The sequence below is a fragment of the Kitasatospora sp. NPDC092039 genome (assembly GCF_044756065.1).
Classification (GTDB): Bacteria; Actinomycetota; Actinomycetes; order Streptomycetales; family Streptomycetaceae; genus Kitasatospora.
Genome location: NZ_JBIVSD010000006.1, coordinates 294,751 through 308,033 on the forward strand (window position 1 = coordinate 294,751; position 13,283 = coordinate 308,033).

At 71.4% G+C, this 13,283-nt stretch carries 12 protein-coding genes and 1 pseudogene; 6 read left to right on the top strand and 7 right to left on the bottom strand.

Annotation, left to right across the window (positions count from 1 at the left end):
* Positions 1 to 83: 83 nt before the first annotated feature.
* Positions 84 to 689, bottom strand: coding sequence for a TetR/AcrR family transcriptional regulator (locus ACIQI7_RS15165; RefSeq protein WP_401109406.1), 606 nt, complete (start codon positions 687 to 689; stop codon positions 84 to 86).
* 118 nt (positions 690 to 807) lie between these two features.
* Positions 808 to 1,026: a hypothetical protein gene (locus ACIQI7_RS15170; protein WP_401109409.1), complete on the bottom strand. Its 219-nt coding sequence runs from the start codon at positions 1,024 to 1,026 to the stop codon at positions 808 to 810.
* On the opposite strand from ACIQI7_RS15170, the gene ACIQI7_RS15175 reads away from it, so the two are divergent.
* Entirely contained in the window at positions 1,013 to 1,543 is a 531-nt protein-coding gene (locus ACIQI7_RS15175; protein WP_401109412.1) for a hypothetical protein, read from the top strand. The two genes, ACIQI7_RS15170 and ACIQI7_RS15175, sit on opposite strands and share 14 nt — an antisense overlap.
* Positions 1,544 to 1,719: 176 nt before the next feature.
* Here the strand turns inward: ACIQI7_RS15175 and ACIQI7_RS15180 are convergent, their stop codons facing one another.
* Entirely contained in the window at positions 1,720 to 2,601 is an 882-nt protein-coding gene (locus tag ACIQI7_RS15180; protein ID WP_401109414.1) for a 3-hydroxyacyl-CoA dehydrogenase family protein, read from the bottom strand.
* A gap of 157 nt (positions 2,602 to 2,758) precedes the next feature.
* Between ACIQI7_RS15180 and ACIQI7_RS15185 the strand changes: the two genes are divergently transcribed.
* Positions 2,759 to 3,511 carry an acetoacetate decarboxylase gene (locus ACIQI7_RS15185; protein ID WP_401109417.1) on the top strand — a complete coding sequence of 251 codons (753 nt, stop codon included), beginning with the start codon at positions 2,759 to 2,761 and terminating at the stop codon, positions 3,509 to 3,511.
* A gap of 129 nt (positions 3,512 to 3,640) precedes the next feature.
* On the opposite strand, the gene ACIQI7_RS15190 is transcribed toward ACIQI7_RS15185, so the two are convergent.
* Both ACIQI7_RS15190 and ACIQI7_RS15195 read right to left on the bottom strand, forming a co-directional pair.
* Positions 3,641 to 4,894, bottom strand: coding sequence for a serine hydrolase domain-containing protein (locus ACIQI7_RS15190; RefSeq protein WP_401109420.1), 1,254 nt, complete (start codon positions 4,892 to 4,894; stop codon positions 3,641 to 3,643).
* 157 nt (positions 4,895 to 5,051) lie between these two features.
* Positions 5,052 to 5,540: a carboxymuconolactone decarboxylase family protein gene (locus tag ACIQI7_RS15195; RefSeq protein WP_401109423.1), complete on the bottom strand. Its 489-nt coding sequence runs from the start codon at positions 5,538 to 5,540 to the stop codon at positions 5,052 to 5,054.
* 94 nt (positions 5,541 to 5,634) lie between these two features.
* On the opposite strand from ACIQI7_RS15195, the gene ACIQI7_RS15200 reads away from it, so the two are divergent.
* Positions 5,635 to 6,594 carry a pirin family protein gene (locus ACIQI7_RS15200; protein WP_401109426.1) on the top strand — a complete coding sequence of 320 codons (960 nt, stop codon included), beginning with the start codon at positions 5,635 to 5,637 and terminating at the stop codon, positions 6,592 to 6,594.
* A gap of 440 nt (positions 6,595 to 7,034) precedes the next feature.
* Positions 7,035 to 8,036: a site-specific integrase gene (locus tag ACIQI7_RS15205; RefSeq protein WP_401109430.1), complete on the top strand. Its 1,002-nt coding sequence runs from the start codon at positions 7,035 to 7,037 to the stop codon at positions 8,034 to 8,036.
* A 68-nt stretch (positions 8,037 to 8,104) separates the two neighbouring features.
* Here ACIQI7_RS15205 and ACIQI7_RS15210 read toward each other — a convergent pair.
* Both ACIQI7_RS15210 and ACIQI7_RS15215 read right to left on the bottom strand, forming a co-directional pair.
* Positions 8,105 to 8,257: pseudogene (locus ACIQI7_RS15210) on the bottom strand (DNA-binding response regulator); the annotation flags it as partial.
* On the bottom strand, positions 8,229 to 8,612 hold the full coding sequence (locus ACIQI7_RS15215; protein WP_401109740.1) for a PP2C family protein-serine/threonine phosphatase: 384 nt from the start codon (positions 8,610 to 8,612) through the stop codon (positions 8,229 to 8,231). The pseudogene ACIQI7_RS15210 and the gene ACIQI7_RS15215, both read right to left, overlap by 29 nt.
* 465 nt (positions 8,613 to 9,077) lie before the next feature.
* On the opposite strand from ACIQI7_RS15215, the gene ACIQI7_RS15220 reads away from it, so the two are divergent.
* Positions 9,078 to 10,937 (top strand): ATP-dependent nuclease, encoded by a 1,860-nt coding sequence (locus ACIQI7_RS15220; protein ID WP_401109432.1) that lies wholly within the window; start codon positions 9,078 to 9,080, stop codon positions 10,935 to 10,937.
* Positions 10,934 to 12,814 (top strand): UvrD-helicase domain-containing protein, encoded by a 1,881-nt coding sequence (locus ACIQI7_RS15225; protein WP_401109435.1) that lies wholly within the window; start codon positions 10,934 to 10,936, stop codon positions 12,812 to 12,814. Before ACIQI7_RS15220 ends, ACIQI7_RS15225 begins: the two co-directional genes overlap by 4 nt.
* The last annotated feature ends 469 nt before the right edge of the window (positions 12,815 to 13,283 follow it).

Genomic DNA, 13,283 nt, shown 5'->3' on the forward strand with positions numbered 1-13,283 from the left:
ACGACTGTCCGGATCACCGTACGCACCCGGGCCGCCGGCCGGCACTCCGGTACCCGACGCCCCGACGCCCGGGCGCGGTCCGCTCAGCGGGCGCCGGCGTGGAACAGCCCGTCCACGACCTGGTGGAGGAGTTCCTCCGGGAACTCGGCGAGTTCACCGCGGGCCTCCTCGGTCAGCCGCATCGCGGTGGCGCCCTCGTGCAGGATGACCAGCAGCCGGGCGAGGTCGCGCGGGTGGACCTTCGAGGTGTGGTCCGGCGTCGCCTCGATCAGCTCCACCAGCCCGTCGACCAGCCGCGCCTCGTGCTCGGCGAGGCTGCGGGCGACCTCCGGGTGGCGGGCCGCGTGCAGGGTGAACTCCATGGAGAGCAGGAACCAGCCCTCGTCCTCCCGCCGCCGCCCGGCCAGCTCGCGCAGCAGCCGGGACGGGACGTCCTGGCCCGGCGCGGCGTCCGCGAAGGCGGCCCGCAGGTCGGCGAGCAGCCGGTCGATCTGCTGGTCGTAGAGAGCGAGGAACAGCTCTTCCTTGTCCTGGTAGTTGGAGTAGAACGCACCGCGGGTCAGCCCGGCACGCGCGACGATGTCACGGATCGAGGTGGCGTGGAAGCCGTGTTCGGTGAACAGGGCGAGGGCGCTGTCATTCAGGGCGGCGACGGTCAGCGGGCGCCGCTTCGTGGGTGACTTGGGCACGAACTGCGGTCCTCGGGTCTCGTTCCTGGCTCGACGGGTGCCGCCGGGCGGCCCGGCCCAGTCTACGGGCGGGCGAGCGCGGCGCCGGTCCGCGCGGTCCGCGTGGTCGGGCGCGGGATCAGCTCGCGGGCGGGAGGTGGCGCTCCGCCACCAGCCCGGCCACCGTCCGGAGCCTGGCGAAGTACTCGCGGCAGTACTGCTCGTCGATCAACGGCACGACCTTGTCGAGGTCGGCGATGCGGTGCCGGAGATCGGAGATGCTGCGGTCGTCGAACTCGCGGTACCGCTCCCGGAACACGGCGGCGCCGACCGCGTCGTCCAGGATGGTGAGGTCCACCCCCGCGATCTCCACCGCGAGGAAGCTCCTGGGGAACGGAGCCTGCCGGTGCTCCTCCCACAGCCGGGCGAGCCGGTCCGCGGCCGGGTTCGGCCGGGTCCGCCACCACGGGCGGGCCGAGGAGCGCGGACACGGCGTCGAAGACGGCGCGCACCAGCTCGACGGCGCGCGTCGGGGTCATGGCGTCGCTCGTCGCCGTGCCGCGTGCGAGCCCTTCGCGCAACCGCAGGCCGGGCGCGAGTCCGGCGGCGAGCCCGGCGGCGAGGAGCCCCTCGGCGACGGCCCGACCGGCCAGTTCGCCGAGCGGCTCCTCGACGGCCGGCCGGTCGACGAGGACCTGTTCCAGGGCGAACAGCGCGTGGGGGACGGCGACGGTGGCGAACTCGTAGCGGTAGTAGGAGTGCCGGACGAGTTCCCGGGAGGTCTCCAGTGCGCTCATGACGCCCGCCGCGGCTCCGGCGGACACCTCCAGGCCGGCGACCAGGTCCCCCATCCCCGGATAGTCCGGGGCGACTGACCAGGCGCGGGGATCCTGGACGGGAGACAGCGGCGAGCGGATCACCGCTGCATTCTCACCGTCACCGGGACGGGTCGCCACCCGTTTTCCCGGGCGCCAGAACCGGGTTGGCGCCTCGCCCGGGTGCCCGCCTCGCCGGGAGCGCCCGGCACCCGCCCGGCCCTCCCGACGCCGCCTCAGGCGGCCGCCGCGCCGGCTGCCGGACCGTAGTCGTAGAAGCCGCGCCCGGTCTTGACGCCGAGCCGGCCGTCCCCGACGTACTCCGCCAGGAGTTCGCGGGGGCCGGCGGGCAGGCCGGGGCGCTCGGCGGCGTAGTGCTCCTCGATGTCGAGCACGACGTCCAGGCCGACCTGGTCCATCGCGCGGAACGGGCCGCCGCGCAGGCCGGTGTTGACGGACCACATGGCGTCCACCTCCTCGGCCGTGGCGACGCCCTCGGCGACCACGGCGAGGGACTCGCGCTTGATGGCCGCCCAGATGCGGTTGAAGATGAAGCCGGTGCTCTCCTTGCGCGCCTCGAACGGGAAGAGGCCGTGGCGCGGGAGTTCGGCCAGCAGCAGGTCGATGACGGCCCGGTCGGTGCGGCCGCTGGACATCACGTCCACCGCGTTCTGGGTGGGCGGCATGTAGAAGTGGATGTTGACCAGGCGCTCCGGCTCGCGCACGCAGTCGACGAAGCCACTGGTCGGGTAGGACGAGGAGTTGCTGCCGAGGACGGCGTCCGGGTCGGCGGTCCGGTCCAGGTCGGCGAAGACCCGCCGCTTGAGCTCCGGGCGCTCGGGCACCGCCTCGATCACCAGCCAGGCGCCGCGCAGCGCCTCGGCCAGGTCGTCGCCGACGGCGACGGTGCCCGGCTCTCCCCCGCCGACCGCGGCGGCGACGGCGGGCAGCTGCTCCTCGACGTAGTCGCGGGCGGCCGCGAGCTGCTCGGCCGAGGGGTCGTAGATGCGGACCTGCCCGCCACCGGTGGCGAACATCAGGGCGATGCGGCGCCCGAGGGTGCCGGCTCCGACGACGGCGACGGGTCGGCCGGTGGGGTTGGGAACGGTGAACGGCATCGAGATCACTTCCTTGGCTGTGCTGCGCTCCGAGAGCCGTGCCGCACGGCGGATCCCGCACGTTTGCACTACAAGCCCAATCGGATGCATGGTGTATCCGATACACATAGTATCCGTTTGAGGAGACCAAGCAACCCGCCGCCGCGAAGGAGCCCCGATGCGCCCCGACCAGGTCGTCCGCCACGCCACCACCCCGCTGACCGCCCCCCTCTACCCGCCCCGCGCCACCCGCTTCACCGACCGCGAGTACCTGAACGTGGTCTACCGGACCGACCCCGAGGCGCTGCGCGCGGTCGTCCCCGAACCGCTGGAGATCGACGAGCCGCTGGTCCGCTTCGAGGTCATGCGGATGGGTGAGGTGGACGGCTTCGGGCCGTACGTCGAGGCCGGGCAGGTCGTCCCGGTCCGGTACGGGGACGAGGAGGGCGAGTACCTGCACGCCATGTACCTCGACAACTTCGCCGCCACCGCCGCCGGCCGGGAGCTGAGCGCCTACCCCAAGGTGATGGGCACCCCCCGCCTCTTCACCGAGGCCGGCGCCCTGGTCGGCACCCTCGACCACGGCAGCCAGCGGGTCGCCACCGCGACCATGGCCTACAAGTGGCAGCCGCTGGACCAGGCCGAGGCGCGCGAGCAGATCACCGTGCCCACGTACGGGGTGAAGATCGTCCCCGACTACGCCGGCGGCCTGCGGGTCTGCGACCTGGTCCGCACCCGGATCACCAACGTCACCGTCAAGGAGGCCTGGACCGGCCCCGCCCGCCTCCAGCTCTCCGCGCACGTCATGGCGCCGCTGGCGGACCTGCCGGTCCTGGAGGTCGTCTCGGCCAGCCACATCCTCACCGACCTCACCCTCTCCCCCGCCACGCCCGTCCACGACTACCTGGCGGAGCAGCGCCGCGCGGCCTGAAGCGGCGGCTCGCGAACGACTCCGGACGAAGCTCGGCTGACCGCCGAAACGGCACCGCCCCGGCCCGCCCCCGCGGTCGAGGACCCGCGAGGACGAACCGGGGCGGTGAAGCCGGCGAACGGCAGTCGCTCAGCCGAGCTTCGGCGCCACGGCGGCCGGCCCGTGCGCCGCGCCCGCCGCCCCCTGGCCGGCCCCGCAGAACGCCTGCTCCAGGAAGCCCGCCTCCGCCTGCAGCTGCGCCACGATCTGCGTCCCGTCGCCGCGCTGGGTGACCGACAGCGACACCTGCCGGTCGCCCGAGCCCCACAGCTGGGTGCTGTAGCCGGGCACCGAGCCGTCGTGCCCGTAGACCTGGCCGCAGGAGAGCTGCCAGGCGGCCAGCCCGAGCCCGTAGCCCAGCTGTGTCGGCACCCCCTCGACCTCGATCGGGGTGGTCGTGGTCATCTCCTCCAGCAGCGCCGGCGGCAGCAGCCGGCCGCCCAGCAGGGCCTTCTCGAAGCGGTTCAGGTCACCCAGGGTGGAGATCAGCTCGCCGGCCGAGTTCGCCCAGGTGACGCTCGCCACCGTGACGTCCCGGTCGCTGCGGTCCTCCGGGGCCGGGCCCTCGGACACCGTCCAGTAGCCGTGCGCGTGCGGGCCCCGGATGCCGGTGGCGGAGCCCGGGAAGTAGGTGCCGTTCAGGCCGAGCGGGCGCAGGATGCGCGCGGTGACCTCCTGGGCGTAGCCGCGGCCGGTCACCTTCTCGATGATCATGCCGAGCAGGGTGTAGTTGACGTTGGAGTAGCCGAACCCGGCACCCGGCGGGAAGTTGGGCGCGTGCGCCACCGAGGCGGCCACCACCTGGGCCGGGGGGACGGACCGGGTCAGGCCGCCCTGGTCCAGCCAGTCGCGGATGGCCGCCGGGTCCTCCAGGTCGGGGAACACCCCGCCCTTCTCGTTGGTGGAGTCCCAGAGTCCGGAGCTGTGGTTGAGCAGCTGGCGGACGGTGATGTGCCCGCCGTTCGGGACCAGTCCGGGCAGGTAGCGCTCGATCGCCTCGTCCAGGCCGACCCGCCGCTCCCCGACCAGTTGGAGCACCGTGGTGGCGGTGAACATCTTGGTGACGCTCCCGGCCCGGAACCGTCCGTCCGCGCGGACCGGCGCGCCGGTGGCGAGGTCGGAGACGCCGGACGCCCCGCGCCAGGCCCCGTTCCCGTCCCTGACCTCCGCGATCGCCCCGACCGCACCGGCCTCGGTCAGCGCCCGCAGCGCCGCCGCCCGCGGATCACCGGATCCCGGCCGTCCACCCGCGGCCTCGGCCGCACCCGCCGCGCCGGCCGAGACCACCGACCCGGCCAGTGCCAGACAGACCGCCCCCACCAGCGCGGAAACCGTACGTGCCATGCGACCCCACCTTCGCCGTCGGCGAGCAGCTCCTCGCCCGTGCCGCCCAGCCTCGCCGCACCGCTGACGGCCGGTCATCCTCCGCCGGGAGGAGCCGGCCGTACGCCGGGCAACGGAGGGCGTCCGCCGGAAGGCGGAGGCCCTCCGGCCGGCGCGGCTACCGGGCCGGGGCCGGGCGGACCGGGTGCTTGCTCAGGATGGACACCCGGTTGAAGGCGTTGATGGCGATCGACACCCAGACCACCGCGGAGATCTCCTCGTCGCTCAGCACCGCGCGCGCCACGCCGTACGCGGCCTCCTGGAGCGCCGCGTCCGCCGGGGCGGTGGTCGCCTCGGCCAGCCCGAGCGCGGCCCGCTCCCGGTCACTGAACACCTCGGTGTCGCGCCAGGCCGGGAGCACGCCCAGGCGCTGGCTGGTCTCGCCCTCGCGGTTCGCGGCCCTGGTGTGGACGTGCAGGCAGTAGGCGCAGCCGTTGATCTGCGAGACGCGCAGGTTGACCAGCTCGATCAGCCGGCGGTCCAGTCCGGCCTCGGCCGCGACCTCGCGGGCCGCCTCGGCGGCGGCCAGCAGCGCCTGGTACGCCTTGGGGCTCTGCTTGTCGACGAACACCCGCCGGTCCGCCGGAACCACCGTCACGTCACTCACCTGGACTCCTTAGGCTGATCATGCTGTCGCCCGCCACTCTGCCATGGCATGATAGTTGAATATAGAACTAATTGACACCTGGGAGGGCCCACCCGTGAGCACCGCCGAGACCGACCCCGCCCCGACGCCCGCCGCCGACCCGCGCGTGGAGGTCCTTCCCGCCCGGGACGTACCGCTCGGCGGGCCGCGCGCGATGACCGTACGCCGCACCCTGCCGCAGCGCTCCCGCACCATGATCGGCGCCTGGTGCTTCGTCGACCACTACGGACCCGACGACGTCGCGAGCACCGGCGGCATGGACGTCGCCCCGCACCCGCACACCGGGCTGCAGACCGTGAGCTGGCTGTTCACCGGCGAGATCGAGCACCGGGACAGCCTCGGCGTGCACGCCCACGTCCGGCCGGGCGAGGTCAACCTGATGACCTCCGGCCACGGCATCGCCCACTCCGAGGTCTCCACCCCGGCCACCACCGTCCTGCACGGCGTACAGCTGTGGGTCGCCCTCCCCGAGGAGCACCGGCACACCGCACGCGACTTCCGCCACCACGCGCCCCGCCCGGTCGCCCTCGACGGCGGCGAGGCCCGGGTCTTCCTCGGCACCCTCGCCGGCGACACCTCCCCCGTCCCCACCTTCACCCCGCTGCTCGGCGCCGAACTGACCCTGCGCCCGCGGGCCACCGTCACCCTCGACGTCGACCCCGCCTTCGAACACGGCCTGCTCGTCGACAGCGGCGACGTCCGCCTCCTCGACACCCCGCTGCGCCCCGCCGACCTCGGCTACGTCGCCCCCGGCCGCACCACGCTCACCCTCACCAACACCGGCCGGACCGACGCCCGGCTGGTCCTGCTCGGCGGCACGCCCTTCGAGGAGCAGATCGTCATGTGGTGGAACTTCATCGGGCGGTCCCACGAAGACATTACCCGAGCCCGCGAGGAATGGATGAGCTCCGCGAACCCCGACCGCTTCGGTGCCGTCGAAGGCTACCCTGGCGACCGCCTGCCGGCCCCAGAGCTCCCGGGAATCCCCCTCAAGCCCCGGGGAAATGTCCGCTGACCTGGGCGTTTGCCGCTCGGGGGTGCGGCGGCCAGCTCCGCCGCACCCCCGAGCCGGAGTCTCCCTACGCTCACCCCGAAGCATCCCTGTCGGCACTCGCGTCCGCACTCGACGCGTGACACCGTTCGACCATCCGCGACAGCGTCTGACAGGACTGATGCTGACTCAATGCTGAGTTAGCTGACGGTCCATCAGAACAGACCAAGGCACTCACAGAGCCCGGGAAGTCATTGTCGGGTGCCGCCGCGAGAACCGACGGCTGTCCTGGCGCAGCCCCCTCGGCGGTTGCCGAAGGACGGTCACCACCAGAGCGGCGCGGGCCGGCGAAGACAGCCACCATGCCGCCCGTTCGCCCCACCGACGATCTTGCTTCAAGCCAGTTATTAGATCGAGCCCTGCGAGACCCGTCGAGTGGCCCTCGCCAGCGCTAGGGTGACTTCATGGCGGACGCCCCGACGACAGCAGCACCCTCGGTCAAGGCGCTGAACGCCCTCGTCGAGCGTGCCTTCGGACCGCCGACCGGCACGTCTCGGGCGAAGCAACTGCGCTGGGTCGCCGGCGAACTGCGCACCGCCCTGGAGCGGGGCGCGCTCGGGCCCACGGCCGCCGGCTCATTTGCCCTGCTCTTCGCGCCGGACACCCTCGCCGCCTACCTCAAGGCCGCCGAGCGGGGCCTGCTGCGGCGCAAGCCCACCGCACGACCCGGCCAAGCCTCACCGGCGTCCATGCGTGTCCGGGAGGACTGCCTCCGCATCCTCGGCGCCCGGGCCGGCATCACCGTCACGCTCCCGGACCGCACCCCGCCGCGGGTCGAACTCCGGCCCGTGGTCGCCGCCCGCCCCCGCAGCATCCTGCTCGGCCACCTGGAACACTCGGCCCGCCCCGGCCGGTCCGAGTCCCACAGCCGGATCCTCGCCATCATCGGCACCGTGCTGGACACCGGCTGCCGCGCCGGTGAACTCTGCGCCCTGCGCACGGACGACGTCGACCTGCGCCGCGGCACGATCCGCCTCACCCGCCTCCCCCAGCACCGCAACCCGCACACCAAGCCCGCCACCGAGACTGTCACCCTGTCCAGACCCACCCGGGCCGCGATGCGCCACTGGCTCACCGTTCGCAGCCACCTCGTCGCACGCGACACCACCCGACCCGTCGGCCCGGGCAACGAGACCACCGACGCCCTGTGGGTGAGCATCGCCCCCAGCGGCCAACCTCGCCCCGGCCTGCCCCTGCACTTCCGCGGCCTGGCCCGCGCCTACGCCCGCGCAATCCACGACCTCAACACCGAGATGGCCGCCGAACCCGGCTGGCACCCCCTGCCCCAACGCATGGAACAGCTACGCCGCGCCATTGCACTCGAACCGGCCGACCCCGACGGTACGATCCTCCGCCGCACCCGCACACCTGCGGGCGACCCCGAAGCAGGGGCACCGGGCGTGTAAGCGATCTCGTGTAAGTGCCTTGTTGTTATCGGATGCTGAGCCGATCCTCGGAGAAGTAGGCCGAGGTCGAGGAGGACGGCGCCGGGCGTCTCGCCTTCGGCGGCGTCGAGGGCCTGCCGGCCGCTGTTCGCGGTGAGGACCTCGCACTGACGCGCGCGGAGGTTGAGCTGCAGGTTCCGCAGCAGCAGCGGATCATCGTCGACCAGGAGGACGCGGCTCACTGCTCCTCCCCGGGGCGTCCGGCTCCGCGGCGGCGGGCAGGGTGAGCAGCATGGTTTCGAGAAGCCCGTCGGTGTATAGGGCGAGGGTGGTGGCCGGGGCGAGGGGCTGAACGGTGGTGGGGTAGCCGGTGCTGGTCTCGATGCCGAGCAGGGGGCCGGGGTCGAGGCGGACGACCCGGCGCGGGAGGCCGGGCTGGTACACGAGGGGCGGGGGGTGGTCGGCGCTGGCAAGTACGGCCCGGTCACGCGCCAGGTCGAGGTGCACGTACAGGCAGGAGACGAGCAGGTCGCTCTCCAGGTCGGCCAGGACGTGGTTGGTGCGGGCGAGGACCTGTTCCGGTGAGGTGGATGGCAGTGCGGACCTGTCCTATGAGCGCGGCGGCGGCCACCAGAATGGTCACGCCCGATCGGGCCACGCACTTCTTCGTCGGTAACATCGCCGCCCGCCCGAGGACGTTCATGCTCCTTGGCGTGTGCAACCCCACGATTGCCGCTCTCATCGCCCCGCGCCAGGACGCGCTCTTCTGAGTGTGTACCCGGAACCTTTACCGGTATCGGGCCGCGGGCGTGGCTCCTGGGAGCAGCCCCACCACCGCAGACGACGGGGTCCTGCTTACCCGGACCGGCGCGGCGCCTGCTGGCATTCAGCACCGCCAGGGCGGTCACCCGAGGCGGGCACGTGCGCACCACGCCGACCAGCGGCTGGTTGCCCACGTCTCAACATGGTTACTTCGTTTGCGTCGCCGAGTGCGGCTGTCCTAGCGTGCCGGTACGGGGAGTGGCTGCTGCCTGCGGCGGCCAGAAGGCACTTGAGGGGTTCATGTATCTGGCACGCGTGCAGGCCGAGAATTTCCGTATTTTCGGCGGGCCTGCCACCGACTCGGATCCCGGGTCGGCTCTGGACCTCGCTCTTCAGCCCGGCCTCACCGTTCTGGTCGGAGAGAACGACAGCGGCAAGAGCGCCGTGGTCGACGCGATCCGGCTTTGCCTGACGTCGAGCGCCGACTTCACCCGCATCACAGCGGACGACCTCCACTACGGTTCCGCCGGCAGAGCCGACTACCTGCAGATCAGCTGTACGTTCGAAGGCCTCGACAATCAGGAGCTCGGCTCCTTCAGCGAGTTCCTGACCTCACTTCCAGGAGAAGCGCCCCGGCTGACCGTGACTCTGCGGGCAGAACCGTTCGACCCGGATATACCCCACCGCATGTCCGTCAGGGTGCGTGCTGGCGACACCGTGCTCGACGGCGAAGCCCGCGAGCGTCTGCGCGCGACGTACCTGCGGCCGCTGCGCGACGCCGAAGGGGAGATGCGGGCGGGCCGTAACTCCCGGCTGTCGCAGATCCTCACCCAGTACCCCGGCATGCACGAGCAGCGGGAGCCCGACTTCAAGCCCGCCGAGGACAGCGCCGGCACCTTGGTGGGCATCCTGCAGCGCGCCGACCACCACATCAACGCCAACGCTCTGGTACAGAAAGCCCGGGACGAGCTCAACAGCGGGTACCTGAGCAGATTCGCCATCGGCCAGGACACCCTCTCCGGCGCGATCAGCATCGCCACGACCGCATCGCTCCAGAGTGTCCTGGAGCGCCTGGAACTGGCCTTCGCGCCCGAACCCGGCCTCGCCGAGTCGACCCGTCACGGCCTCGGCTACAACAATGCCCTGTTCATGGCTGCCGAACTCCTCCTGCTGGGCCGGGAAAGCACCTCCCCCATCCTCCTCATTGAGGAGCCCGAGGCCCACATGCACCCACAGCTGCAGACCCGCGTCGTCGACCTGCTTCAGGACCGAAGCCGGGGCGAGTCCCCCGTCCAGATCATCGCCACCACGCACAGCCCGCACATTGCCTCCAGTGTGCCGGTGGAGCACCTGACCCTCGTGGCGCGGGGCCGGACGTTCCCTCTCCGTCCGGAATGCACCCGACTCGACGCCTCGGACTACGCGTTCCTCAGCCGGTTCCTGGACGTCACCAAGGCGAATCTCTTCTTCGCCCGGGCGGTGGCCATGGTCGAGGGCGACGCGGAGGTCCTGCTCCTGCCCGCTCTCGCCCGCGTCGCCGGCCACTCGTTCGCCGAGAACGGCGTCAGTATCGTGAACGTCGGCAGCACCCGTCTGTTCCGGTACTCCCGGATCTTCCAGCGCGCGGACTCCGCGCTGCCACCGGTGCGCGTGGCATGCATCACGGACATGGACCTGGCTCCCGACGGGGTCGACGAGAAGATGGCGAAAGGGCTCACGCGGTGGAGCAGCCTGACCGCGGCAGAGCGGGACGAACTGGTCTTGAAGAAGCGGGAACGCGACGGCGGGGCCGTCCGGACCTTCGTGTCGAACTGGTGGACCCTCGAATACGACTTGGCGCGCGCCTCGTGGCCGATGGCAACGCTGATGCACCAGGCGATCAGCGCGGCGAAGAGCACCAAGTGGCCGACACCGGAGGACCTCGTGGGAATCGAGGAGACCGCGGCCATGGAGGTCAAGAAGTGGCGGGAGGACGACCGTCTCTCGCTGGAGGAGTGCGCGCTGAGGATCTACCGTCCGCTGCGCGTGGGAGGAACCAGCAAGCCGATCGCAGCCCAGCATGCTGCGCGCCTGCTGGAGGCATCCAGTGTCTCGCCCGAGGACCTGCCGAGCTACCTGGTGGAGGCGCTCGACTACCTGAGCGGGAGTACCCGGTCGTGACCCTGCCTCTATCCCCCACCGCCCTGGACCGTGAAGTCATCGAAGCCAAGGCCCGGAGCATGAGCCTCGCTCTGACGTCTCCCGAGCAGTTCGCGTTCTTGGAGGCCCGCGGCCCGCTGCATCTGCAGGCAGCCCCGGGCTCGGGCAAGACCACCCTCGTTGCCCTGAAACTCGCCCTGGTGGCGGACGGCTGGTCGTCCGACCGCCAGGGCATTTGCGTCATGTCTCACACCAATACCGCCACCCAGGAAATCGCGAGCCGACTGACCGGACGGGCACGGCGGTTGGAGCACTACCCGCACTTCATCGGGACGTTTCAAAGCTTCGTCCATACCTTCCTCGCACTGCCGGCTCTGCGTTCGCTGAAGGTCGTCACCCGAGCCGTCGACGACCAGGCCTTCGCCGCCCAGGCCCGCAGGCTTCTGGACCTGGGCCCGTTCACGACGCTGAGGTCCTACCTGAAGCGGCGGAGTGACGGGCTGAAGATGGTCACCGAAGCCACGTACGTCTTCGACCCCACTGAGCCGGAACTGCAGATCCGGGTCGATGGCCTCAATCGCGGCACCGCCAGCTACAGGCAGTTGATGAAACTGAAGGAGCACCTCTTCCTTCGTGGTGTCTTCCGCTACTCGGACATGTACGCGATCGCCACCAGGCATCTGCACCAGCACCCCCGCCTGGCCTCCGGCCTGCGGTCCCGGTTCCCGTTCGTCCTGATCGACGAGATGCAGGACACCGGTGAGGAACAGCGCCGCCTGTTGGAAGCAGTGTTCACGGACGGTGCCGTTGTGCAGTGCGTAGGAGATGTCAACCAGCGCATCCTCAGTGCAGATGGTGTCGGACCTGCGGCCGGGAGCCTCCTGGACGAGGCGGCGATGGACCTGCCGGTTAGCCTGCGCTTCGGCGCGGGGCCCGCCCGGGTGGCGAGCAGGCTCGCGGTTCACCGCCCACAGGAGATCCGAGGCCACGGACCCGAAAGCGCTCTCGCCATCATCACCTTCACCGAGGACAGCATCGTCCGGGTTCTACCCGCTTTCGACGACCTCGTCCGGCGAACAGTGCCGCCCGAAGCCGTCGTCGCGCACCCGCCGAAGATCCTCGGCGCTCGCGAGAGCCCAGGAACCTCACGACTCTTCCCCCGCGCGGTCGGCTGCTACCTGCCCCAGACCGACACCGGGACGACGGTGGCGGTGAGTCGGCTGCTGCAGGCCTACCGGCATGCCAGGGCGGTCCTGCTGCGTACAGGCCAGGTCGGCCCAGCGGTCACCGTTCTGTGGGGAGCCGTCCGCGCTCTCCTCTGGGAGCTGCAGCCACCGACCACGCCCCCGACTCTCCCAGAGAATCTTCCCCCGTTCCCCCAGCTCGACCGCAGACCTGGCACACCGGGCCACCACCTGCGAGTGCTCCTGGTCAGGACGCTGTACGACGGCTGCGACACCCCTGCAGCCTGGGGGGACTTCGTGACCCGCCTCGGGAGACTGGTGGAGCAGGCCGTCGGCGCACCCGTCCCGGTGGACATGGCCACCTATACCCTCTGGCTGTCCCACACGCCGCTGCCACCGGCCTCGGAGGAATCCCCGCCCCCGATGCTCACAGCTACCGTCGCGAGCGCGAAGGGGGAGACGCACTGCGCGACCCTCGTCCTCGAGTGCGCCACCAAGCATGGGAGGAGCCACGACCTCGGCAGCCTGCTCCCCGTCATCACCGGAAAGACTCCCGTCGGCGAACTCAATGCCACGGGCCGGCACGCCGCGATGACCACCTTCGTAGCGGCCACTCGCGCCAAGCACCTCCTCGCGCTAGCCGTCCACGAGAGCCGCGCGAATCCGCACCTCGAAGCCCTGGTACGCGACGACTGGTCCGTAGTCAGCCTCTGAGCGGGCGCGCGGTTCGGCGTGAGACTGTCCAGGGGCAACAAGCAGGGCGGAGTACCACCGCGACTGATGGGCAGCCAGGTCGCAGATGTCGCCCTCTCCAGGGTTGATGGTGCATGCGGCGGCCTCCACCGGGATCATCGTGACCACCGACCGGTTCCCCATCCGCGCGCGAAGCGGAACTGTAAAGGCCTCAGACACGGACCCGCCGGCGGCGCCTGCATTCGCCGCGGCGCGGACATTCAGCCCGCTGATCGCTTACCACCGACCCGGTGCGGACGTCGGTGGATAGGGCTCGCCGAGGCCGGATGGATGTCGCCGTGAGGCGGTCAGGGTGGGGAGGGTCGTGGCCCGGCGCAAGACGGTGCCGGAGCTACTCGCGGCTACGGCATGGGCTGGGGACAGCTTCCCGAGATCCCGTGAGGCGAGCAGCGCCTCGCCGACGACGGCGCGCCGGAGACTGTCCACACCG

Coding starts and splice junctions, on each gene's coding strand:
- ACIQI7_RS15175 (WP_401109412.1), top strand. CDS start 1,013: ATGGTGAGGTCCACCCCCGCGATCTCCACCGCGAGGAAGCTCCTGGGG.
- ACIQI7_RS15180 (WP_401109414.1), bottom strand. CDS start 2,601: ATGCCGTTCACCGTTCCCAACCCCACCGGCCGACCCGTCGCCGTCGTC.
- ACIQI7_RS15185 (WP_401109417.1), top strand. CDS start 2,759: ATGCGCCCCGACCAGGTCGTCCGCCACGCCACCACCCCGCTGACCGCC.
- ACIQI7_RS15190 (WP_401109420.1), bottom strand. CDS start 4,894: ATGGCACGTACGGTTTCCGCGCTGGTGGGGGCGGTCTGTCTGGCACTG.
- ACIQI7_RS15205 (WP_401109430.1), top strand. CDS start 7,035: ATGGCGGACGCCCCGACGACAGCAGCACCCTCGGTCAAGGCGCTGAAC.
- ACIQI7_RS15220 (WP_401109432.1), top strand. CDS start 9,078: ATGTATCTGGCACGCGTGCAGGCCGAGAATTTCCGTATTTTCGGCGGG.